Origin of the sequence: Nitrosomonas sp. Nm84 (assembly GCF_003201565.1) — a bacterium.
Taxonomy (GTDB): Bacteria; Pseudomonadota; Gammaproteobacteria; order Burkholderiales; family Nitrosomonadaceae; genus Nitrosomonas.
Genome location: NZ_QJJP01000015.1, coordinates 61,740 through 85,505, shown reverse-complemented (window position 1 = coordinate 85,505; position 23,766 = coordinate 61,740). Strand labels below are relative to the sequence as shown.

Annotated in this window: 16 protein-coding genes and 1 pseudogene; 14 read left to right on the top strand and 3 right to left on the bottom strand. The window is 46.7% G+C overall.

The window, feature by feature from the left end:
* Positions 1 to 304 precede the first annotated feature (304 nt).
* The 4 genes from C8R34_RS17365 (at position 305) to C8R34_RS09300 (ending at position 3,872) form a co-directional block, all read left to right on the top strand.
* Complete coding sequence (locus C8R34_RS17365; RefSeq protein WP_375342118.1) at positions 305 to 457, top strand: IS3 family transposase; 153 nt, start codon at positions 305 to 307, stop codon at positions 455 to 457.
* Between the two features lie 45 nt (positions 458 to 502).
* The gene (selD, locus tag C8R34_RS09310) at positions 503 to 1,552 is read left to right on the top strand and encodes a selenide, water dikinase SelD (protein ID WP_110340087.1); all 1,050 of its coding nucleotides are present in this window, start codon (positions 503 to 505) and stop codon (positions 1,550 to 1,552) included.
* Entirely contained in the window at positions 1,545 to 2,696 is a 1,152-nt protein-coding gene (gene mnmH, locus C8R34_RS09305; protein WP_110340085.1) for a tRNA 2-selenouridine(34) synthase MnmH, read from the top strand. Before selD ends, mnmH begins: the two co-directional genes overlap by 8 nt.
* Before the next feature lie 99 nt (positions 2,697 to 2,795).
* Positions 2,796 to 3,872: a transglutaminase family protein gene (locus C8R34_RS09300; RefSeq protein ID WP_110340083.1), complete on the top strand. Its 1,077-nt coding sequence runs from the start codon at positions 2,796 to 2,798 to the stop codon at positions 3,870 to 3,872.
* A gap of 502 nt (positions 3,873 to 4,374) precedes the next feature.
* On the opposite strand, the pseudogene C8R34_RS09295 reads toward C8R34_RS09300, so the two are convergent.
* A pseudogene (locus tag C8R34_RS09295) lies at positions 4,375 to 4,688 on the bottom strand (IS3 family transposase); the annotation flags it as partial.
* Positions 4,689 to 4,908: 220 nt separating this feature from the next.
* The gene (locus tag C8R34_RS09290; protein WP_110340081.1) at positions 4,909 to 10,470 is read right to left on the bottom strand and encodes a PAS domain S-box protein; all 5,562 of its coding nucleotides are present in this window, start codon (positions 10,468 to 10,470) and stop codon (positions 4,909 to 4,911) included.
* 616 nt (positions 10,471 to 11,086) lie between these two features.
* Here C8R34_RS09290 and C8R34_RS09280 point away from each other — a divergent pair.
* The 9 genes from C8R34_RS09280 (at position 11,087) to rpmE (ending at position 20,888) form a co-directional block, all read left to right on the top strand.
* Positions 11,087 to 12,319 carry a YcjF family protein gene (locus C8R34_RS09280; RefSeq protein WP_258364441.1) on the top strand — a complete coding sequence of 411 codons (1,233 nt, stop codon included), beginning with the start codon at positions 11,087 to 11,089 and terminating at the stop codon, positions 12,317 to 12,319.
* Positions 12,316 to 13,869, top strand: a complete 1,554-nt coding sequence (locus C8R34_RS09275) for a GTPase family protein (protein WP_110340077.1) — start codon at positions 12,316 to 12,318, stop codon at positions 13,867 to 13,869. The genes C8R34_RS09280 and C8R34_RS09275 overlap by 4 nt, the downstream gene beginning before the upstream one ends.
* A 101-nt stretch (positions 13,870 to 13,970) precedes the next feature.
* Positions 13,971 to 14,708 carry a DUF3750 domain-containing protein gene (locus C8R34_RS09270; protein ID WP_258364440.1) on the top strand — a complete coding sequence of 246 codons (738 nt, stop codon included), beginning with the start codon at positions 13,971 to 13,973 and terminating at the stop codon, positions 14,706 to 14,708.
* A 115-nt stretch (positions 14,709 to 14,823) separates the two neighbouring features.
* Positions 14,824 to 15,837, top strand: coding sequence for a Fe(3+) ABC transporter substrate-binding protein (locus tag C8R34_RS09265; RefSeq protein WP_110340075.1), 1,014 nt, complete (start codon positions 14,824 to 14,826; stop codon positions 15,835 to 15,837).
* A gap of 99 nt (positions 15,838 to 15,936) precedes the next feature.
* Positions 15,937 to 17,538, top strand: coding sequence for an iron ABC transporter permease (locus tag C8R34_RS09260; protein ID WP_110340103.1), 1,602 nt, complete (start codon positions 15,937 to 15,939; stop codon positions 17,536 to 17,538).
* A gap of 4 nt (positions 17,539 to 17,542) precedes the next feature.
* Positions 17,543 to 18,619, top strand: a complete 1,077-nt coding sequence (locus C8R34_RS09255; RefSeq protein ID WP_110340073.1) for an ABC transporter ATP-binding protein — start codon at positions 17,543 to 17,545, stop codon at positions 18,617 to 18,619.
* Between the two features lie 226 nt (positions 18,620 to 18,845).
* The gene (gene trxA / locus C8R34_RS09250; protein ID WP_110340071.1) at positions 18,846 to 19,172 is read left to right on the top strand and encodes a thioredoxin TrxA; all 327 of its coding nucleotides are present in this window, start codon (positions 18,846 to 18,848) and stop codon (positions 19,170 to 19,172) included.
* Positions 19,173 to 19,317: 145 nt separating this feature from the next.
* Positions 19,318 to 20,577, top strand: coding sequence for a transcription termination factor Rho (rho, locus tag C8R34_RS09245; RefSeq protein ID WP_110340069.1), 1,260 nt, complete (start codon positions 19,318 to 19,320; stop codon positions 20,575 to 20,577).
* A gap of 98 nt (positions 20,578 to 20,675) precedes the next feature.
* Complete coding sequence (gene rpmE, locus C8R34_RS09240) at positions 20,676 to 20,888, top strand: 50S ribosomal protein L31 (RefSeq protein WP_110340067.1); 213 nt, start codon at positions 20,676 to 20,678, stop codon at positions 20,886 to 20,888.
* A 141-nt stretch (positions 20,889 to 21,029) separates the two neighbouring features.
* On the opposite strand, the gene C8R34_RS09235 is transcribed toward rpmE, so the two are convergent.
* Positions 21,030 to 21,347: a cupin domain-containing protein gene (locus tag C8R34_RS09235; RefSeq protein ID WP_110340065.1), complete on the bottom strand. Its 318-nt coding sequence runs from the start codon at positions 21,345 to 21,347 to the stop codon at positions 21,030 to 21,032.
* A gap of 491 nt (positions 21,348 to 21,838) precedes the next feature.
* Between C8R34_RS09235 and htpG the strand changes: the two genes are divergently transcribed.
* Positions 21,839 to 23,749: a molecular chaperone HtpG gene (htpG, locus tag C8R34_RS09230; protein ID WP_110340063.1), complete on the top strand. Its 1,911-nt coding sequence runs from the start codon at positions 21,839 to 21,841 to the stop codon at positions 23,747 to 23,749.
* The last annotated feature ends 17 nt before the right edge of the window (positions 23,750 to 23,766 follow it).

The window sequence follows — 23,766 nt, the reverse complement described above, 5'->3', positions numbered from 1 at the left end:
TGTGCCAGTTCCAGTGTTCCAAAACTCATCTGCATCTTTTGCCCCAACCGTCTAGTCTATTACCTTTATTTTAGTCGGTTATTGCACTGACAGGGAAGGTTGTGCAGGAGTCTTTGTGATGCGACGTATAGCACAAGGAATGTCAAATAAAGAAACTCAACGTTGCCTGATCGTTACATTGTTCGTGAGCTATACCGATGATTCTCGCTGGTTTGTCTAAAACAATCACAATTATTTGACATAGGAGCATCAATACTCCCATTGAAAGCCTGTAGAGGTTGTTGAAGGTGGGCAGATTGATGACATGTGGTTTGAAACACATTGCCAAGCAATGGCTGAAGTGATTCATTGTCTTAACTACTACAACCACGAAAGGCTGCATTCGACATTGAATTACATCAGTTCAGTGAAGTTTGAGCAAAACTGGTTTGTGGCACAGTTGAAAAAGACCGCATAATAAGCGTGTTAAGATGTACGGATTATCGAGGCAAGGCCAGCATTCATGAATTCAGAAAAAATCGCATTGACGCAGACTGTGCAAAAAGGGGGCTGTGCCGCTAAAGTTGCAGCCTCGGAGCTTCGTCGAATTTTGCAGCAGGTAAGATTTCCGCCAGCGCATCCAGCTTTGTTGGTGGATGGTGGGTTATTTGATGATGCTGCTATTTATAAAATCAATGAAGAGATCGCCTTGGTTCAAACTTTGGATTTTTTTACGCCTATCGTAGACACGCCGAAGCTTTTTGGTGAAATTGCAGCCGCTAATGCGCTCAGCGATGTTTATGCCATGGGCGGCAAACCGATAACCGCCATGGGGATTCTGGCATTTCCTTTGACCAGCATGGCTGAACACATCATCGTTGATGTGCTGCAAGGAGCCAGTGATAAGATCGCAGAGGCTGGAGCCAATTTCGTCGGTGGACATTCTATTGATGATGATACTTTGAAGTTTGGCCTGTCGGTCACCGGATTCGTCAATCCCAGTCAAGTGTGGACCAATGCTGGGGCTCAAGCCGGAGATCATTTGATTCTCACTAAAGCACTGGGCACAGGGACCATGACGGCTTCTTTAAAAAGACAGCAGTCTCAAGAAGAAGATATCCTAGAAGCCCTGCAGAGTATGGCGACCATCAATAACATCATTGATTACATGACTGCGGATTTGCAAATAGCTGTTCGCGCTGCGACGGATATCACAGGCTTTGGTTTCTCCGGTCATGCCATGCAACTCGCCAATGCCAGCCAGGTGACTTTAAGCATTCAGGCAGAAAAGCTTCCGCGGTTTACTAAGACCTTTTTCTGTTTGGAAAACTCTTTCTTGACGAAGGCTCATAGGACAAATGCGGAATACACCGAGCATAACATCGATGCCTCAAATCTGGATAATCTTCACAGGCTTTTAATTCATGATCCACAGACAAGCGGAGGCTTGTTATTAAGTGTTTCCTCTGAAGCCAGTCATGCCATGATTCAAGCTTTGCGCAGTAAGTTTAAATCTGCTGAAATTATTGGAGAGGTTTTGCCTCGTCAAGATAAAGCGGTGATCTTTGAGTAATCAAAATATCAGGATTGATGAATTTAAAGAATTATTCGTAACGGAAACGCCGCTGATCGATGTGCGCGCGCCGGTCGAGTTTCTGCAAGGTTCTCTGCCTGGGTCCGTCAACATGCCCATACTGGATAATGAAGATCGCGTGCTGGTTGGGACTACTTACAAGCACCAGGGTCAAGAGGCCGCAATTCATCTCGGTTATCAGATTGTTTCAGGTTCTGTGAAACAGAATCGTCTGGATCAGTGGCTGAAGTTTGTGCAGGAAAATCCCCGGGCTGTGTTGTATTGTTTTCGCGGTGGCAAGCGGTCGCAGATTACCCAACAATGGCTACAAGAGGCAGGCGTTGAAAGACCATTGATTGTTGGCGGCTATAAAATAGTGCGTGCATTTTTAATGAATGTTATTGATACATTCAGCGAAAATAAGAAATTACTGGTTATTACGGGGCCGACGGGAAGCGGAAAAACCAAGCTGATTCATGAAGTAAGAAATAATTATCCCTGCGTTGATTTGGAAGGCATTGCCCAGCATCGAGGATCTGCTTTTGGGGGAATCTCCATCCCTCAGCCGACGCAGATTGATTTTGAAAATCGGTTGGCAGTGAATTTGCTGAAATTAGAAAACCAAACGCAATTTGACGTACCGTTGCTGGTCGAGGATGAAAGTCGAAGCATCGGAAAAATTTGCGTGCCAGCCAATTTCTTTGTCTGCATGAGATCTTCCGAAGTCATCTGGCTTGATGAACCTTTTGAAGTAAGAGTGGACAATATTTTTGAGGATTATGTGCTCAACACCGTGATCGGTCATGCGCAACAAGGAAAAGAATGGCAATCGCAAAAACCAGAAACATTGCATGGCCAGGCTATGCAGCTGTTTGAAAGATACAAGCATTCATTGCAAATGATCAGCAGAAAACTAGGAGGAATGAGGTTTCAGGAAGTGTTGAACGATTTGGAGAATGCACAACTGGATTTTTCGAATATGAACGAGATTTTATCGAACAAAGTGTGGATCGAGAAACTTGTAAAATATTATTACGATCCGCTTTATCTGAATTCTCTTGCGCGTCGACAAATCACTCCGTGTTTTAAAGGTTCAAAAAAGGATGTCATTGAATACCTTCAATATCAACAACAAGCGTATTAAATCCTATCGAGCAGGCACACGGAATTTATCCCACTTCGTCAAATACGCCGCAAGCACGGATTCAACGCCGGTCGGATGCATTCAACCTGGAGAGATTAAATGAAACGACGCACTTTTCTGCAAGCCGCCCTTGCAACCCCATTCATTGCCGGGCTGCCGACCGTACGCGATGCGACCGCTACGCCACAAGGTGAGGGCTGGCGCACTTTTGAATTGGTCACAAAGCTGGAAATTGCCAATCCTTCCGGTGTTTCGCGTGCCTGGGTTCCGTTACCATACACGGCGAAGACCGACTGGCATACGCCGCTGGGCAGCACATGGATCGGAAACGGACAGATGAGCGTCATTACCGAGCCGAAATACGGTATGGAGATGCTCTATGTGGAATGGCAAGAGCACGAGAAAGTCCCCGTACTCGAAGTCATCAGCCGCTTCGCAACACGCGACCGTGCCGTGGATTTCTCCGGATCGAATCCGAATGCACTTAGCCTGTCGCATGCCGAAATGAAGCTCTACACCGAGTCGACGGAGCTCATTCCGACCGATGGCATCGTACGCGAGACCGCACAAGACATCACCCGGTATGCTAGAACAGATATCGAAAAGGCGCATGCGATCTATGAATGGGTCGTGGACAACACTTTTCGCGATCCAAAGGTCATAGGTTGCGGCTGGGGCGACATCAAGACGATGTTGGAGACGCGCTATTTTGGCGGCAAATGCGGCGATCTCAATGCCTTGTTCGTCGGCTTGGCGCGATCGGTCGGCTTGGCGGCTCGCGATATTTATGGGATACGCATTGCACCCTCGCAGTTGGGTTATAAGAGCCTCGGGATCGGCAGCACCAACGCGAGCAAGGGACAGCATTGTCGCGCTGAATTCTTCGCTCAAGGCATAGGCTGGGTGCCGGTCGATCCTGCCGACGTGCGCAAAGTGGTGTTGGAAGAGCCGCCCGGCAACTTGCCGATCAACGATCCGAAAGTCGTGGCGATGCGCAAGAAGCTGTTCGGTGCCTGGGAAATGAACTGGCTCGCCTACAATACTGCCCACGATGTTGTTCTACCGAATTCTCGAACCAAGCTTGCGTATTTCATGTATCCGAACGGGGAGACCGGCGGAAAAGCATTGAATCAACTGGACCCCGACAGCTTCAAGTACACGATCATGGCCCGGTAAATCGAGACTTGAGCGCGAACTAAAATAGCTGCGCTCCAGATCATGTACGTTGCCGGTATCCCTTCTTATAAGTCGTTATGTTAGAACACATTTGGGAAAAGCAAGCAAAAAACCCGTCGAAGCGAGTTGATATTAATATAGGACTCAGCGCTATTTTTGAGGAATGTGTCTTTCTGGGTCTCTGCCTGGAGGAATTCTCTCTGGAGTAATTGGTTGCGGTGGAATTTCTGGAGATGGGTCATATTCTGGAGGAATTATTTCCGGCGGTCTTTCCTGAGGAGGTATTATTTCTGGGGGTATTGGTGTAGGAGGGGTAGTTTGAGCGATGATGAATTCATACATAATAGTTCTCCATTAATTTAAAAGAGGCATTATCCTGATTTTAAGTACTTGCGTCTGTTCGCTCACTCACCAATTAGATGTCCGGTTCATCGTAAACGGATAGCGCCACTCTCGGGCTTGGATGTTGATATGTGTGCTATCAAAAATGGAGTCCATGTGTTTAAGCCGCGGCTAGATTTGCATAGTATCGCTGCGTAAATTGTGCTGGCGACAAATAGCCCAGCCTTTTCTGTTTTCTCTGTCGGTTATAGAAGATTGCGATATATTCGGTAATCTCCTGAATGGATTGTTGTCGTGTTTTAATCTCCGATGGTGCATCAGCTCGGTTTTAAGTATTCACCAGAAACTTTCCATCGGTGCATTGTCATAGCAGTTACCCTTGCGACTCATGGAAGCGATCATGCCAAATTGTTGTAATAGATCTTGGTAATCATGCGCGCAGTATTGGCTGCCGCGATCTGAATGAGCAATCAGTCTGATATTTACCAACTCACCTCTTTTGTTAGCGTAAATCCAATGCTTTAATGTTCCTTTCGGTAATGGCAGCCGTTTTGAGGCTTCGATCAAAGTTAATCCACTTTTTTAAAGAACTTAACTGATTGCTTCCTAAATTCCTGACTATATTGTGCGCGCGGTAATTCCATCTCCATCCTCCATTTTATGAAACTTCGGATTTCGTGAAAATCAGCATACCTTAGTAGCTGAAAGGATGTTTCTTGATGGGCGCGGAGCAGAATAATTTTTCGATTTCGGTTGTTAGTCGCTTTTCTGCATGGATGTAGTGGATATGTTGTATATCGGCAGGCGATTTAGTCAACTGGGCTGCTAGCGTGTGTGTGTGAAGATGTAGCGCCACAACACCTTTGTGCCAAGCAGTGTCGCCGAATCGCTGTCGGCCTTCGCCTTCCAGCCAATGGTTGAGTAAGCAGTCGGATAATTCGATTGGACTGAGTGTCGATTGATTGTCGTGCAAATGGACTAGATCGGGTATCTGTCCGGCGTCATGCGCTACCTTGGCAAATAGTAGCGAGAGGTTATCATGACTAACTACGGGTGCCGATAGCCAGCTAGGGTTAGGTCGCCAAGTCGATAGCCATGCCGGGAATGCTTCTGCCGGCATCGGTTTGGCAATGCCATATCCTTGCCCCAGTTCGCAACCAAGGTTGATGAGTAAACGATGCTGCTGAGCAGTTTCGATGCCCTCCGCAACTACATTGCGGTGAAATATGCTGGCCAAATCCAATACGCCTTTAATGATTGCCAGATCCTCTTTGTCCTTGAGCATATCGCGTACAAAGCTTTGGTCGATCTTGATCAAGCGAATGGGTAGTCGCTTAAGATAGCTGAGCGATGAATAGCCTGTTCCAAAATCGTCTAACACGAATCCAACGCCAATTTCATTGCAGGATTCGATTATGTTTGTGACATGAGTGATGTCTTCCAGGGCACTGGTTTCCAGTACCTCCAGCTCTAACTGCTGCGGCTGAACATGCGGGTGGTTTGCGAGACAAGCGGACAATTTGGTAAAAAAGTCGGGTTGTTGTAGCTGGCGTGCCCCGACGTTGACGCTGATTTGCATGTTGATACCCATGGTTTGCCACGTCTCGATTTGTGTCAGTGCGGTCTCGATGACCCATTCACCCAATTCAATGTCGAGTGGATGATTTTCAAGTTCGGGTAAAAATGATGCGGGTGCCAGTAATCCATTTTCCGGGTGTCGCCATCGGATCAGAGCTTCGACGCCGAAAGCATGTCCTGTGCGTAAATTGATCTTGGGTTGATAATAGAGAACGAATTCCTGCCGATCCAAAGCTAATTTAATGCGTTCAAGATTGAGATTGTGGCTGCGGATCAGTTTGTCGTGTGCGGAATCAAAAAAATGAAAACGATTTTTCCCGGCGAGTTTTGCTTCGTACATGGCTTGGTCGGCTTGACGCAGTAACAAATCGGGGGAGGCATCCTCGTCTTGAGGATAAAGACTGATGCCGACACTGGCGGTGATATTGAGCGTTTCATCATTAATGACAATTGGCTTGGTTACCGAATCAAGAATACGTCGCACGAATGGTTCACAGTCGTTTCTGGTATTGAGGTTCTGGAATACCGCAATAAATTCATCGCCGCCGATACGAGCCAGCGTATCGACTTTGCGGAATGAATCCTGCATGTTTTTGGCAATGTTGATCAATAGTTTATCACCGGCTTCATGGCCATATTGATCGTTGATGGCTTTGAAGCCATCCAGATCAATAAAGACCACCGCAATGAATTTATTGAGGCGCTTTGTGAGCGCCATGGCTTGTTGCAGTCGTATGGTCAGCAGCGCGCGATTCGGCAGGCCGGTTAAAATATCGTAATGCGCGAGATGTTCAAGTTCGCGTTGATGGGTTTTTATATAGGTAATATCGGTGAAAATCCCCACGAGATGACGCGTCCCGCCATCTTCACTGCAAATTTGACTGATATTCAGCAATGCCGCAAATAGTTCGCCATTCTTGCGGCGATTCCAGATTTCTCCGTACCAATGTCCTTTGCTGTTCGCGGATCGATACATCTCTGTGTAGAAATCCCTATTGTGCCGATCGGATTTTAGGATATTGGGTTTTTTACCAATGACTTCATCGCGTTCATAGCCGGTAATATATGTGAAAGCGGCATTGACATCGATCAGAATGGAATCGGCATTCATGATCATGATGCCTTCACGGGCATGAGCGAACACGCTGGCAGCTAATCTGAGTTGTTCTTCAGCATTCTTTTGTTGGGTAATATCGCGTACGGTTGCTTGCAGACATAATTCACCATTGATTTCAGAGCGGCTTAGCATCACTGTTGTCGGAAAGATGTCTCCATGCAAACGTTTGTGCGCCCATTCAAAATAGTGAAAGCCATTATGCATGACTAATTCGGCTATTTTCTGCAATTTATCCTGTGATAGAGCCTGATCACTCTGCCTTTCCGGGACGAGATCCAGCGGTCCCAGCGAAACAAATGTTTCTAAATCGGGTATGTCGAACATTTCAAGCGCGGCGGAATTGCAAGTGATTAATTGTAGCGGACTCGCCCTGAATATTATCATGGCATCATAAGAGCCTTCGAACAGTGTGCGATAGCGGGTTTCGCTCTCGCGCAGTTGATTTTCCGCTTGTTTTTGTTCGGTGATTTCCAGATGAGTCCCGATCACGCGTTGGGGCGAAAGCGGGTTTCCTTGGTCGTCGCGCGCCAGGATGCCGCGCGACAGGACGTGTACCCAATGGCCATCCTTATGCCGCATGCGGAACTCCGCCTCATATTTGTTCGAACGCCCTGCCAGATAATCGCTGAGTTGTGACAGGGCTTTGTCTTTTTCGTCCGGATGCACCAGCATTGACCACGTGTCAAGACTTGGCGGCAACTCGTTGGGATGATAGCCCACTATTTCCATCCAGCGCGGAGAATAATATACCGCATTGGTTTCGATATTGAAGTCCCACAGGCCTTCGCTGGCAGCTTGCAGCGCATAGGACAGACGCTCCTCGCTATGACGTAGTGATTCACTGATTTGATGGGTTTTCGTAATATCTTGGATGGTGCCGAGCACAGAAAGCGGAGAGCCGTCTTCAGCAAATAGAATCTCAGCACGCAGGTGCACCCAGAAAACTTCCTGCTTAACCACGATACGGTGATGGCAATCGAAAGGGTCGCCCTTGAGCGCTAAATTCCACATATCCTGCACCTGGTGATAGTCATCCGGATGGATGCGGGAATAAAAACTTTTTTGGGTGACTGGTTTGCCAATCGGTATACCGAGAATGCGATAGGTTTCTGCAGACCAGATAAACTGCTTGGTAGCGATGTTGAATTTCCAGCTGCCGATGTGTGCGACTGCTTGGGCGCGTTTTAATGTTTCTTCACTATGCCGCAAGGCTAATTCAGCTTGTTTTTGCCGCGTGATGTCGCGCACACTACCTTGCAGAAAGATCTGATTATCGGACTGCATACGGGTGAGCAGCACCATGCAAGGGAATTCTTCTCCATTGATACGCTGATGTTGCCATTCGAAATAGTGTGAACCTTGATGCAAGGCTGTTTTAATGACATCAATGGCAGCATCCCTGGAAAGGCGTCCACCGGGTTGTCGCTCGGGTGAGATGCTGCCGGGATCCAACCCTAAATCAGAGAAGTCGGTTTCTTTAGCCAAACCAAACATTTCTGCAGCCGCCTGATTGGCCATGGTGAATTGCCATGTCGGCGGTGCCAGAATGAATTGCGCATCACGAGACTCTTCAAACAAGCTGCGGTATCTGGCTTCGCTATCGCGCAGCTCATTTTCCGCTCGCCTCTGTTTGGTGATTTCACGATGAACACATTGAAGGTATGGTTCTCCTTCAAGTTCTACAGGAAATATCAATACATCCGCAGGACATTCTTCACCATCCAGGCGTCGATGTGTCCAATCAAAATAGTGAAAACCATCGCGCATGGTGGCGCAGAGCACTTGGTCAAATTTTTCCTGCGATGTGCAACCTTCGGGTTGATACTCGGGTGAGAATTGCAGGGGAGTCAGACCGTTGATCTCATCAATGTTGGATGCTTTCAGCATCTTGATCGCCGCTCGATTGCACTCGACAATCTTGTTGGTGCGTGCTGACATAATCATCATGGCGTCACGTGAATTTTCGAACAATTTACGGTAGAGCGCTTCGCTTTCATGCAGTTTGCGCTCTATTAGTTTTTGCTTGGTAATGTCACGTACAGTGGCGAGAATATAGAATTTTTCCGTTATTTCCATCCGTGTTAGCAAGACGGTGGAGAAGAAAGGTTCACCATTCAGGCGCTGGTGTGTCCACTCGAAATAACTGAAGCCATTTTGCAATGCTTCCTCGATGTATTTCGCAGATTCGTCTGACGACAGACTTCCATCGCCCTGTCGCTCCGGTGAGACATCGGAAAACCCCAGGGATGTAAAGGTTTGGATGTCTGAGACACCAAAGATTTTTAATGCGGCCGGATTGCTATCGACAAATTTTCTTGCCCGGGGTGACCAAACTATCTTGGCATCGTGAGAGGATTCGAAGATGATGCGATAACGCTTCTCGCTGTCGCGCAGTAGTGCTTCGCTCTGTTTCTGTTCGGTAATGTCCAAGTGCGTGCCGATAATGCGCCGGGGCGAAAGGAGGGTTCCTTGGTTATCGCGTGCCAGGATACCGCGTGACAGGATGTAAACCCAGTGACCATCCTTGTGGCGCATACGAAATTCCGCTTTGTATGTCTCTAGGAGCCCTTCCAGATAATCATCGAACAACATCAGCGCTCTGTCTTTGTCCTCTGGGTGCATTAACACTGTCCAAGTATCAAAGTCAGGCGTTAGTTCATCCGGGCCGTAACCCAGCATTGCCTTCCAGCGTGGCGAATAGTAAGCGATCCGTGTTTCCAGATTAAAATCCCAGAGGCCATCGTTGGCTGCTTGGAGGGCATAGGATAAGCGTTCTTCACTATGTCGCAAAGCCGACTCGATTTGTTTTTGTTCGGTAATATCCCGTATTGAACATTGCAGGTAATCCAGTTGATCGGATTGCATGCGAGTCAGCAGCACCATGCAGGGGAATTCTTCACCGTTTGTCCGTTTGTATTTCCATTCGAAATAGTGCGATCCTTGGCGCAGCGCAATTTCAATCATGGCAAGTGTGGCATCCAAAGAAGGGAGGCCATTCGGTTGTCGTTCCGGTGAAATATTCCAGGGATTGAGTTCTAAGGTTGTGAAATCCGAAGTCTTGGATAAACCGAACATCTTGACGGCTGCCGAATTGGCTATCTGGAAATCCCATGTCGGTGGAGCGAGAATTAACTGTGCATCATGTGATTCTTCGAATAAATTACGATAGTGAATCTTGGTGTTCTTGAGTGTCGTCTCAGTGTGTTTGCACTCAGTGATATCAGTCAATATGGTACAGATCGTTGTTTCTCGCCCGAAAGCGCTATGGAGAGGGAATTTGGAGCACGCGAAATAGCGTTGGTCGTGAGCAAGTTCCAGATAATCCTCATACTCAATCGTTTTTTTAGACTGCATCACCGCCTGATCATTTCGATTCAGAATAGCAGCAGTATTCTTAAGAAAAAGCTCAGTACTGGTTTTGCCTAAAATATCGTTGCGATGAACATCAAAAATTACTTCGAATTTTTTATTGACAAATAAAAACTTACCTTGATCATCCTTGATGTAAACAAGAAGTCCGCTGTGTTCTATGATGTCAAGGAGATAGTCGGATTTCTTCATCAATTATGCCTGAAAGAGAGTTATTCAAATAATGTGTGACTCTTATGAAACCCATGGGCGTAGCTTAGATAATCGCAGGAGATATACGGGTGTTGCTTGTTTGTTGTATTGTTACAACATAAGTGCGCATTATTTATCAATTTCTAGGCTGTACGATTGCCGATTATGATTCGATCGCTTCGGTCGTTTGGTATCTGGATTTTTAATGAGGACATGGTTTCTATTGGGTTTTGCGTGCTTATCGGATTGGTAAGCCAAAAAGTAATCAACCTCTTTTACAATATGGATTATCAAAATAACAAATCTTCAGTTATTGGTCAAAAATACCAACATTTCATGGAGAATATTCCTACGGTTGTAGGTTTGCATAGTCATGTTGGTAGCTTGGAAGCCTCGATTGAGTAAGCGCAGTGTGTATTTTGGGGCGCAAGGCAAGATGCGTCTACATGACAGGCTTCTAAGTTCATTCAAGTTATAATGCCAAACCGGGTCTCGAGTGAATTCAACCGGTTTGCCAGGGTGGAAATAATGTGAACATATGATTGATCGGTCAATTTATTGATATCGGAAAGATCTGGCGAAGAAGATTTTTCAGGATCATGGGTGAATTAACAGAATGATGAAACTAAGCGATCTGAAAAACTGGACGGACAACTGGGAGCAACTCCGGATTGCGTTGCTGGAACCAACAGTCGATAAGGCACTACTGGAGGCATCTTTGCACGAAGCGCGTACCAAGATGCCGGTACCGGTATTATGGTTGCTGGGCAAGACGCAGGCTGGTAAGACATCAATTATCAGAGCGCTGACCGGTAGCGAAGCGGCCGAAATTGGTAACGGTTTTCAGCCGTGTACTCGCAGTTCCCGTTTTTATGATTTTCCTGCTGAGGTACCGGTTATCAGGTTTCTGGATACGCGCGGGTTGGGCGAAGTTTCGTATGATCCTGATGACGATATTCACTATTGCGAGTCTCAGGCGCATTTGCTGGTTGCTGTGATGAAGGTGGCTGATATCAATCAGGCTGCGGTATTTGACGTGCTGCATACCATTCGCCGGCGTCATCCCGAATGGTCCGTATTGATCGTGCAAACTGGTTTGCATGAACTTTATCCCGGTGAATGCGGGCATGTGCATCCGTGGCCCTATGATAGCGATCCATTGCCGGAAACGGTTCCGGTTGATTTGCGTCGCGCCATACAGGCACAGCGCAGTGCCCTGAAACAACTGCCCGGTACTGCATCGATACGCTGGGTGGCGGTCGATTTGACATTGCCTGAGGATGGGTTTGAGCCGCCGAATTATGGCTTGGAAGCCTTGTGGCAGGCGATTGAATTACTGTTGCCGTTGGGCTTGCAGCACCAGCTCAGTGGCGATAAAGAGGTGCATGACCTATATGCGCGTGCCGCGCACCAGCATATCGTGGGGTATGCGCTCGTAGCAGCAGGACTGGGCGCTTTGCCAGTGGTGGATCTGGTCGCGGTATCGGCGGTTCAGGCAAAATTGTTGCATAGTTTGGCGTTGTTGTATGGACAGCGCTGGGATAAAAGCACCATGACAGAGTTTCTCGGGCTGGCGGGAGCGGGAATTGCCTCCGGGTATCTTGCCCGGTTGCTGAGCCGTGCTGTGGTCAAAGTGATTCCTTTCTGGGGGCAGACTGTCGGAGCAGTATGGAGCGCCAGTTCCAGTGGTGCTACTACGTATGCATTGGGCAAGGCTGCGATCTACTTCTTTGCCCGGCGCAAGGATGGTTTGAATGTCGATCCTGAAGCGCTGCGCCGGATTTATGCAGAGGAACTGGAACGCGGCGCATCCATACTCAAAGATCGTTTACAGGGTAAGTTCGAATGAAAACACCGCTGCCACGTTTTGATCCATTGCGATTATTGGTTTTCATCCTGATGGTGCTACCCGTACTGGCATTGCTTGGCTTTGGTGTGATATGGCTATGGCAGAGTGGAAATCTACAGGTTTGGCTGATCGCCATGGTGCTATGTGGTGTTTTGGGGTATGGCTTGCAGCAGTGGTTGGTGCGGCGTGAGCGTCGATTGTTAGCGGATGCGGCTACCGAACCCAATCCGGATTGGCCGCCGAGCGCGGATGTGGTGTGGCAGAAAGTTGAAGCATTGGCAGTAACATGTAGTCCGGAGGATTGGCCACTCGAGGATGGGACATGGATGCTGGAACTGGGGCAGAAAGCGTTGGAAACCGTTGCGCATTGTTATCACCCGAATGTAGAGAAACCGTTGCTCGAACTGACTGTGCCGCATACGCTGCTGATTATCGAACGCGCGAGCCGTGATCTGCGCCAGGATGTCGCTGAAAAAATACCATTCAGCAATCGTCTGACCATCGGCGATCTGTTCCGCATGCAACGCTGGAAGACCAAGGCAGAGCAAATAGTCAATATTTATCGGGCGGGCAGTATTATTTTTAATCCGATCAATACCTTGCTTAGCGAAGCGTGGCGGTATCTGCGTGCGCGCAGTTTTGATGAGGCTAGAAATGAATTGCATCGTTGGTTTTTGCGTGCGTATGTGTGCAAGGTGGGTTATTACGCCATTGACCTGTATAGCGGTCGTTTGCCATTAGGTGATGGAGAGCCTACGGCATCGCCAACACCGCTATCCAAGGCGGATCTTACCCAAGTTGAGGAAACGGCAAGGGCAGTTGTGGAGCCATTACGTATCCTCATCCTTGGACGATCCAATGCGGGAAAATCCAGCTTGGTCAATGCGTTGTTTGGAGAACTTGCGACGACCGCCGATGTGTTGCCTGACACAACCCGAGCACTTAAACCGTTTGTTTTGTCACGCGAAGGATTAGCCCAGGTACTGATATTCGATAGCCCCGGGTGCGATAGTCCATTGTTTGACAGCCAGCAAATGCTGACAGCGGCTGGGAATGCCGATTTGGTTTTATGGGTTAGCCCGGTTAACCGCCCTGACCGGCAGATCGAACGGGATTGTTTGGATGCCTTGCGCGCGTTCCAGGCGGCAAGAATGGACCGCCATCCGCCACCTTTGCTGATCGTGGCCAGTCATATTGATCGATTGCGCCCGGTTAATGAATGGCAGCCTCCCTATGACTTGACTGATCAACAGAATAGTAAGGCAGTTAACATCAATGCCGCGGTGCGGGCTATCGCCGCTGATCTTGCGGTGCCGGTAGAGCGGGTCATTCCTGTCTGCTTGTTGGATGGTAAAGTTTATAATGTGGATGATACGTTGTGGGCGGCCATATTAGATCATCAGGAAGAGGCGCTTAGAGTGCGTCTGATGCGCTGTCTGGACGCAAGGAAACGCGCCGAAGACTGGGTGATGCTGCGCCGCCAGATGGCTGGTGCCGGGCGATTCTTGCGGAATCTGCCGGAGATGCTGGGTAAACGCGCAGAACGATAGCATGGTAGCAATACACACCGAATTCCTCATATGCCGAGATAACTTTCTTGAATATGATATTGTGCAATTCTGTTTTAACCGATTATCCATTGAGTAAATAAGTGAATCGTTTTTTGCCGGCAATTTTCCTGTTGTTTTTATTGAATTTCATCGTGCTGTCGGTCATTCCGGGTCAGGCGCAGGCACAATATTGGTGGAATGCAAGTCGTGAACCGGTTGGATTGGCACCGGATCCTGCGACAACCCCGGAAGCGGTCGTTCAAGTGTATGGTGCGCGCGCTTATGGCTGGCGCGGCTACTTGGGAATTCATACCTGGATTGCGGTGAAACCCTCCCGAGCGCAGTCCTATACTATCTATGAAGTGATCGGATGGTTACAGCGCAGGAAAATGCCGGTGCTAGTGATTTATGAAAACGTACCTGATAGGCGCTGGTATGGCAATGTTCCGGAGATTCTACTGGAGAAACGGGGTGATGGTGTGGACGCATTGATTGAAAAAATTGATCAGGCGGCAAGGAGCTATCCATATGCCAGGAATTATACGATCTGGCCGGGGCCGAATTCCAATACGTTTACTGCGTGGGTGTCACGGGCTGTTCCGGAGCTTCAGCTCGATTTGCCGCCAACAGCGATCGGCAAGGATTACCTGGGTTATCGGTTGGTTTCACAAGCACCGAGTGGTAGCGGCTTCCAGATTTCAGTGTTTGGTTTGATGGGGGTGCTGGTCAGTGCGGTGGAAGGAATTGAGTTCAATTTTCTCGGACTTTCTTTTGGTGTTGATCTGGATCCGCCGGCGATCAAGTTGCCGTTAATAGGACGTAAAGATTTGGATTTATGACCTCTGAGTGATTGAAAAATGACTATGATCATTTAATTGATAATTATTCTTATCCATAATATAGTAGCCATCAGTAATCAATCCAATTCTTGAACTTTCTTCGTGGAATTTTGCAATGCGTCGATTTAACTTAAATTATTTTTTTGTGATGGTTTTCTGCTGTTTTTCTTTGTTTGCTAGTCACTCGCTGCATGCTGAAGAAGTGGTCGTTTATTCTGCACGGATTGAGCAGCTCATTAAGCCCATGTTTGATGCTTTTACCAGGGAAACCGGAATCAAAGTGAAATATACCACGGACAATGAAGGTGCATTGCTGGCTCGATTGGAAGCAGAAGGGAAAAATACGCCGGCTGATATGTTGATAACCGCGGATGCCGGTAATCTCTGGGCGGCTGCGCAAGCGGGATTGCTGAAACCTGTACAATCCGATGTGCTTCAGAACAATATTCCGGCACATTTACGGGATCCTAAAAATGAATGGTTTGGTTTGTCGATACGTGCACGTACATTGATTTATAACACTAAAAAAGTAAAGCCTGCGGAGCTCTCGACATATGAAGACCTGGCGGATCCTAAATGGCGTAATCGTCTATGTTTGCGTACCTCAAAGAAAGTGTATAACCAATCTCTGGTGGCCATGATGATTGCCGAGCATGGCGAAGCTGAGACTGAAAAGATTGTCAAAGGCTGGGTAGCGAATCTGGCAACCGATCCATTGTCGGATGACACCAGGGCACTGGAATTTGTTGCTGCCGGTAAATGTGATGTGACCTTGGTGAATACCTATTACTACGGTCGGCTAATGAAAAAGGATCCGAATTTACCGTTGGCGGTTTTCTGGCCAAATCAAGATGACGGTGGCGTGCATGTGAATATTTCAGGTGCCGGCGTTACGCGTCATGGCCGCAATGAACAAGCCGCCATTAAGTTACTGGAATTTTTATCGTCCGACAAAGCGCAGAATCTGTTTGCAGATGTGAATATGGAATATCCGGTTAATCCAAAAATTGCCGCGGATCCGTTTGTCGCATCGTGGGGCGGCTTTAAGCAAAACCCGATGAATTTGGTCAAGGCCGGTGAGCTGCAGACGACTGCCGTGAAATTGATGGATCGCGCAGGTTATCGGTAATTAGGCGGGGTGAGTGCACAGGACAATGCAACGCGCGGGGTGGTGGAAAATAAAACCCCTGTAACCAATTTGTCCGGCCGGTTAAATCCATATCACGTCATGACCATGTGGCGGTTGGTTCCTTTTATAGCTGCTGCATTGGTGTTAGCACCTGTTGGTGTGATCGTTTCATCATTTTTTGTGCCTGCCAGTGACATCTGGCAACATCTGGTTGAAACCACGTTGCCTCTTTTGTTGATCAATACGTTCTGGCTCGCATTTGGAACCGTCACTGGCACTGCATTACTGGGCATCAGTCTAGCTTGGTTCACAGCAGTGTATGAATTCCCCGGACGCCGCTTTTTTTCCTGGGCGCTGCTATTGCCTCTGGCGATACCCGCCTACGTGACGGCCTTTGTTGCATTGGGCCTATTTGATTTTACCGGCCCGCTACAGACTGCATTGCGTGCATGGTTGGATTCCGATTTATCCTGGTTTCCGGATATACGAGGTAGGGCGGGCGTCATCATTGTCATGTCGTTGGCTTTTTATCCCTATGTGTATTTGCTGGCGCGTAATGCCTTTTTGAGTCAGGGTAAACGCTCGTTGGAAGTAGCGCAATCGCTCGGGCTAAATCGCCGACAAGGTTTTTTCAAAGTGGTGTTGCCCATGGCGCGTCCCTGGATAGCCGGAGGCATCATGCTGGTGCTGATGGAAACGCTGGCGGATTTCGGCACTGTGGCGGTGTTTAACTACAATACGTTTACGACGGCTATTTACAAAGCGTGGTTCAGCATGTTTTCCCTGCATGCAGCTTCTCAGCTTGCTTCCTTGCTGATTATGATTGTTTTTGTCGTGATTGTTGTGGAGCAACAATTCAGGGCACGTATGCGCTATGCTGAAAATAAAAGAAGCGCACGAGCACAACGCATTCAACTGACAGGCTGGCATAATTGGCTGGTTACCGGTTTTGTGCTCAGTGTCTTGTTTTTTGCATTTTTGCTGCCGGTTACGCAATTAAGTGTTTGGTCGATACAATCGTTTGCACATGACTATGATGTTGCCCGCTACCTGGAGTTTCTGTGGCATTCGTTATCATTGTCCGGCTTGGCTGCTGTGCTGACTTGCCTAGTTGTGATTGCCATGGTTTATGCGGCGCGACGTTATCCCGGCCCTGCCACGCGCACTGCAGTACGTACCGCAACCATTGGCTATGCATTACCCGGTGCGGTGCTGGCGATTGGCGTGTATGTGCCGCTTGTTTGGTTGGATGGGCAACTCAGCGAGTTAATCCTGCGCTGGTTCCGGATTGAAACAGGACAGTTGATTCAAGGCACGCTGATGATCATGCTGATCGCCTATTTGATACGCTTTATGGCGGTCAGTCATTATCCCATCGATGGTGCGATGCAACGCATTACCCATAGCATTGATGAAGCGGCGATGAGTTTAGGGTTGCATGGTTGGGCGATGATCCGGAAAGTACATATTCCGATACTGAAACCGGGTATTTTTACCGCGGCGACCTTGGTGTTTGTTGATGTCATGAAGGAAATGCCCATTACATTGATGACACGTCCTTTTGGCTGGGATACGCTGGCTGTGCGGATTTTTGAAATGACTTCGGAAGGGCAATGGGAACAGGCGGCTTTGCCTGCAGTGACGCTTGTGTTGGCCGGTTTGATACCGATTATATTGTTCATGCGCCAAACTGAAAAATAGATTAATGAGTCCAGTGTTATTGCAACTTAACAATGTCCGGCAAGCGTATGGCGAGCAAGTCGTTATTCGTGATTTGTCTCTGCAATTGCAGCAAGGGCAGATTGGCTGTTTGCTGGGGCCAAGTGGTTGCGGTAAGACAACCGCATTACGGTGTATTGCCGGTTTTGAGTCGGTGTCGGCAGGAGAAATCTTGCTCAATGGTGTGTGTGTGAGTAGCGCAAATTTCTTTGTGCCACCGGAGCAACGGCAGGTGGGCATGGTTTTTCAGGACTACGCGTTATTTCCGCACCTTGATGTCGCTGCCAATATCGGTTTTGGCCTGCATCGACTGGCTAGAACGGAGCGCGAGCGGCGTGTCGATGAATTGCTGCATGTGGTGCATTTGTCCGAAGTAGCCGGAAAGTATCCGCATGAATTGTCAGGCGGGCAACAACAACGTGTGGCACTTGCGCGCGCGCTGGCACCGAAACCGGAATTGCTGTTGCTGGATGAGCCTTTCTCCAATCTGGATGTTAGTTTGCGTGAACGTTTAAGCATGGAAGTGCGTGAGATTCTGAAAGACCAGGGAACTACCGCTATTCTGGTGACGCATGATCAGGCTGAAGCATTTGCTGTTGCCGATGAGATCGGTGTCATGCATCAGGGTGAGATTCAGCAATGGGATACCGCTTTTAATCTCTATCATTGCCCGGCTAATCGTTTTGTTGCAGACTTTATTGGCCAAGGTGTGTTTCTTCCAGGTCAAATAATCAACGATCAACAGATTGAAATCGAATTGGGCGTGTTAAGAGGTAAGATTTTGCAGCGATATGCGTCGGATTGTGAGCAATCTGGCAAAGGTTGCAAGGTGGATGTGCTGTTGCGTCCCGATGATATTGTGCATGATGATACCAGTCCTTTGCGAGCGACTGTTGTTCACAAGGCATTTCGTGGTGCGGAGATTCTATATACGTTGCATCTTGCCAGTGGAGCGCAAGTGCTGTCACTCGTGCCCAGTCACCATAATCATACGATCGGTGAGAAAATAGGCATCAGGCTTGAGGTTGACCATGTTGTGGCATTCAGTGAAACGCTATCGTGATGGTTTTTAATGGCGATGTGTTTGCTAACTGTGCTTGATGATTGTTCCATGATACTTTGTTGACGGGATATACTTCCCTTTTGGTTCTTTTTTCTATAGCATATTAAGCCAGTAGTATTTATACCTTTCTATTGAACTTTATTCCCAATAAATACCCCGTTAATTAGTCTTAGAAATAAAACGTTGGGGTTACATCTTAAAACTGAATAATTTGAATGAGGATTATATGAGCCAGCATATTCATTACGTTACTGATGCCAATTTTGAAGCGGAAGTGTTGCAATCTACAATCCCCGTACTCGTTGATTACTGGGCGGAGTGGTGTGGTCCTTGTAAAATGATAGCACCGATACTCGATGAGATTGCAGGCGAGTATGGCGGACGTCTGAAGGTGGCTAAACTGAATATTGATGAAAATCAGATTACACCACCGAAATATGGTATTCGCGGTATCCCGACATTGATGCTATTTAAGAATGGTAACATCGAAGCGACCAAAGTGGGTGCATTATCAAAATCACAATTAACGGCATTTATTGACAGCCATATTTAAACCCGCTAGTCTTACGAATATGAATTTGTGGGCCATATAAAAATTGTAAAGACCACATATCTATTTTAATTATCCCATCTGTAACAACTTTCCTTCCAGCATCATTATTTTCACTTAAAAGTATTATTTTTTCACGAGCCTTTTCATGCGCTTATCTGATCTTAAAAACTTACATGTCACTGAATTAGTAAAAATGGCCGTCGAGAACGAAATTGACGGTGCCAATCGAATGCGAAAGCAGGATTTAATTTTTGCATTACTTAAGAATCAGGCGCGTAAGGGTGAAAATATTTATGGCCATGGGACACTGGAAGTATTGCAGGATGGTTTTGGCTTTTTACGTTCTCCGGATACATCGTATTTGGCTGGACCGGATGATATTTATATTTCGCCAAGCCAGATCAGGCGCTTTAATTTGCATACAGGGGACTCAATAGACGGTGAAATTCGTCCTCCCAAAGATGGTGAGCGTTATTTTGCACTGGTAAAAGTTGATAAAGTTAATAATGAACCTCCGGAAAATTCCAAGCAAAAAATTCTGTTTGAGAATTTGACGCCATTATTTCCTGACGAACGATTGGTGCTTGAGCGTGACATTAAAGCAGAAGAGAATATCACCAGCCGTATTGTCGATTTGATCGCGCCTATCGGCAAAGGTCAGCGTGGTTTGCTAGTTGCCAGCCCCAAATCAGGTAAAACCGTTATGCTGCAGCATATTGCACATGCCATCGCGGCTAATTATCCCGATGTGATTCTGATGGTGCTGTTAATTGATGAGCGTCCTGAAGAGGTCACAGAGATGATTCGCTCGGTCAGGGGGGAAGTGATTTCTTCCACGTTTGATGAGTCGGCCATGCGGCATGTGCAAGTGGCCGATATGGTTATTGAGAAGGCCAAGCGCTTGGTGGAGCACAAGAAAGATGTTGTCATATTGCTTGACTCAATCACGCGGTTGGCGCGCGCTTACAATACGGTGGTGCCTGCTTCGGGTAAGGTGTTGACCGGTGGTGTGGATGCTAGCGCGTTGCAACGTCCTAAACGTTTCTTCGGTGCTGCGCGTAATGTCGAGGAAGGTGGATCACTGACCATTATTGCGACTGCGTTGATTGATACAGGATCGCGCATGGATGATGTGATTTATGAAGAATTCAAGGGTACCGGTAATATGGAAATCCATCTTGATCGGAAGATGGCTGAGAAGCGTATTTATCCGGCTATTAATGTCAATCGATCAGGTACGCGGCGAGAAGAATTATTAATTCCTCCAGATGTTCTGCAGAAAATCTGGGTATTGCGTAAATTGCTGCACCCCATGGATGATATGGACGCAATGGCGTTCTTGCTGGATAAGATCAAGGCAACAAAGAGTAATTCTGATTTTTTTGATTCGATGAGACGAGTTTAAGCATAGGTTTTCGTAGTTGCACCGATACGCGCATTAAAGGATAATACATCGCTTTTTAATGACCCCCCTTGGGGATGGAATAATTGAGGATATTGGCAATGAAAGTAGACATTCATCCAGACTACCAGGAAATAACAGTAACTTGCAGTTGCGGCAACGTTTTCAAAACACGTTCTACCATGAACAAGGCATTGAATATTGAAGTATGTTCACTTTGTCATCCATTTTATACCGGTAAACAGAAGATCGTAGATACTGCGGGTAGAGTCGAGAAATTCCGCCAAAAATACGGTAAGCCGGCGGCTAAATAACACTTGCTGGTAAACGTCAGTTTCCTCAACTATCTGCAAGCAAATGTAAGTAAGCGTTATTGAGCGCAATGATTATGTTATTTGGGCGTATTCGAATTTACATGGATTATTCTGATGATTAATTTCAGTCGGAAATGCTCATCAGTAATGCACAGCAAGCCAAATTGTTTCGTTATCCGGATCCGTCCATGCAACTCTGTGTTTTTTATGAGAGGGGATATTAATGAAATCTCCCTCGTTGAGCTGTATTGACGATTGATCTTCAAAGGACAATATGGCTTTTCCTTTTAATACCATAACCCACTCATTTTCTTCTTGATCGTACCAATCGGACTCAGCGGATCTATGGCCTTTTGAGATGATTCTTTCAATGGTTATCGTGTCGTGTTTGAGCAGACACTGAAATAATTCTTTATCTAAGCGATGAGGGATATTTGAAAAGATATTGTGTGGTTTCATTTTATATCGTCTCTCCGAATTGGATTAATATTTTTAGCATATTGTAAGTTAAAGTTTTTGTTAAGCAGTGGTTCTTGGAAAACTATCTTTCTCGATAACCATGCGGTAGATTGGATGCTTGTGGAACCTTAATCGATACCAATTGATCCCTCAATGAAAACAACAACTGATGTCGAATCCTGCGAAGATTTTAATCTGTACTGCTGTTCCGACCACAGGTAGAAAATATCATCAACAGGCTTGCGTTCTTGCTTATTCGGTCCTTGTTTCATTCACCGGAAGTTACTGTGAATAGTTGCAATTCTGGCAAATTACGTACCTCTTGAGCATCCCTCAATAAAGATTTTCAGGCGTGATTAAGATCGTGTTATTTATTGGAAGTTATATGGATATTAGTATCTTTATTTGAAGTAAATAATTCACTGACAAATTGACTTGAATTTTTCTGCATGATCCCCAGATAAATAAGCAAATTTCTTAAGGAGGCAAATGTGCAAGCAGAAACAACCAAAGAACATCTAAGTTTTCAAACTGAAGCAAAACAGCTATTAAAGCTGATGATTCATTCCTTATACAGTAATAAGGAAATCTTTCTGCGTGAATTAATTTCGAATGCCTCTGATGCTGCGGATAAACTTCGTTTTGAAGGTCTCACGGATGCAGCATTGTATGAATCCGACTCCGATCTCAAGATCTGCGTGAGCTACGATAGCAATGAACGGACTATCACTATTTCCGATAACGGTATTGGTATGTCTCGGCAAGAAGTGATTGATCATATTGGAACTATCGCCAAATCGGGTACTCGGGAGTTCTTTAATTCGTTAACCGGCGATCAAGCCAAAGATGCTCATTTAATCGGTCAATTCGGTGTCGGATTTTATTCGGCATTTATCATTGCCGACAAGGTGACTTTAAATACCAGGCGCGCCGGTTTGACCGCTGAGCATGGAGTCCGCTGGGAATCCAGTGGTGAAGGTGATTACACACTGGAAACCATAGAGAAAGCGACACGTGGTACTGAAGTGATCCTGCATCTGCGCGAGGATGAGGATGAGTTTCTCAATGGCATGAGAATCCGTAACATTATTCGCAAGTATTCCGATCACATTACGCTGCCTATCGTGATGAAAAAGGAAGAATGGTCGCAGGAAGAGAAGAAAAACAAAATCACTGATGAAGATGAAACAATCAATCAGGCAAGTGCTTTATGGGCGCGCCCAAAAAATGAAATTACCGTTGAGCAATATCATGAATTTTATAAACACGTAGCGCATGATTTTGAACCGCCGCTTGCTTATCTGCATGCACGGGTGGAAGGGAAACAGGAATACACTCAGTTGCTTTATATTCCATCGCGGGCACCTTTTGATTTGTTTGATCGTGAGCGTCGCCACGGTATTAAGTTATATGTGCAACGGGTTTTCATCATGGATGATGTTGAAAAACTGCTGCCTAATTATTTGCGTTTTGTCCGTGGCGTGATTGATTCGAATAGCCTGCCTTTGAATGTGTCGCGCGAAATATTGCAGGAATCTAAAGATATCGACACGATCAGAGCAGGTGTGGTCAAGAAGGTTCTGGGATTAGTAGAGGATTTATCCAAGAACGAAGATGATGAAGGTAAAGAGAAGTTTAGTACTTTTTATCGAGAGTTCGGCCAAGTTCTTAAGGAAGGTGTTGGCGAAGATTATGCAAATCGTGAACGTATTGCCAAGCTGTTACGTTTCGTGACCACTCAAAGTGATACCGACGAGCCAACAGTCTCGTTAGAAACGTATGTGCAGCGCATGAAAGAAGGACAAGAAAAGATTTACTTTGTGACAGCAGATAATCTGAAAGCGGCAAAAAACAGTCCTCATCTGGAAGTTTTCCGTAAGAAGGGTATCGAAGTACTCTTGTTAGCAGATCGCGTGGATGAGTGGTTGGTGAGTAACTTAACCGAGTTTGAAGGAAAATCACTGCAATCTGTCGCTAAAGGCGGCTTGGATCTGGGTAATCTGGAAGATGAGGCTGAGAAAGAAGAACGTGAGAAAGAAACCAGCGCTTATCAGGAATTGACAGAAAAAATGAAAGTCGCGCTGGGCGAGCAAGTAAAAGATGTGCGTATTACTTTTCGTCTAACAGAATCTCCAGCTTGTCTTGTTGCCGATACCTATGAGATGGGAGGTAATCTGGAGAGGCTGTTGAAATCGGCAGGGCAAAAGGTGCCGCATGCTAAGCCAATTCTAGAGATCAATCCACATCACCCGATGGTGCAACGATTAAAAACAGAGGCGGACAATTTTGAAGACTGGAGTCATATCTTATTTGATCAGGCTTTGCTGGCTGAAGGCGGTCAGCTTGAGGATCCGGCAGCTTTTGTAAAGAGACTCAACGAGTTGTTGTTGCTGAAGTCGTAAGTGAAAAAAATTGAATG

Coding starts and splice junctions, on each gene's coding strand:
- rpmE (WP_110340067.1), top strand. CDS start 20,676: ATGAAAGTAGACATTCATCCAGACTACCAGGAAATAACAGTAACTTGC.
- trxA (WP_110340071.1), top strand. CDS start 18,846: ATGAGCCAGCATATTCATTACGTTACTGATGCCAATTTTGAAGCGGAA.
- C8R34_RS09290 (WP_110340081.1), bottom strand. CDS start 10,470: ATGAAGAAATCCGACTATCTCCTTGACATCATAGAACACAGCGGACTT.
- rho (WP_110340069.1), top strand. CDS start 19,318: ATGCGCTTATCTGATCTTAAAAACTTACATGTCACTGAATTAGTAAAA.
- C8R34_RS09255 (WP_110340073.1), top strand. CDS start 17,543: ATGAGTCCAGTGTTATTGCAACTTAACAATGTCCGGCAAGCGTATGGC.
- C8R34_RS09280 (WP_258364441.1), top strand. CDS start 11,087: ATGATGAAACTAAGCGATCTGAAAAACTGGACGGACAACTGGGAGCAA.
- C8R34_RS09265 (WP_110340075.1), top strand. CDS start 14,824: ATGCGTCGATTTAACTTAAATTATTTTTTTGTGATGGTTTTCTGCTGT.
- C8R34_RS09300 (WP_110340083.1), top strand. CDS start 2,796: ATGAAACGACGCACTTTTCTGCAAGCCGCCCTTGCAACCCCATTCATT.
- C8R34_RS09260 (WP_110340103.1), top strand. CDS start 15,937: ATGACCATGTGGCGGTTGGTTCCTTTTATAGCTGCTGCATTGGTGTTA.
- selD (WP_110340087.1), top strand. CDS start 503: ATGAATTCAGAAAAAATCGCATTGACGCAGACTGTGCAAAAAGGGGGC.
- C8R34_RS09235 (WP_110340065.1), bottom strand. CDS start 21,347: ATGAAACCACACAATATCTTTTCAAATATCCCTCATCGCTTAGATAAA.
- C8R34_RS09275 (WP_110340077.1), top strand. CDS start 12,316: ATGAAAACACCGCTGCCACGTTTTGATCCATTGCGATTATTGGTTTTC.
- C8R34_RS17365 (WP_375342118.1), top strand. CDS start 305: ATGTGGTTTGAAACACATTGCCAAGCAATGGCTGAAGTGATTCATTGT.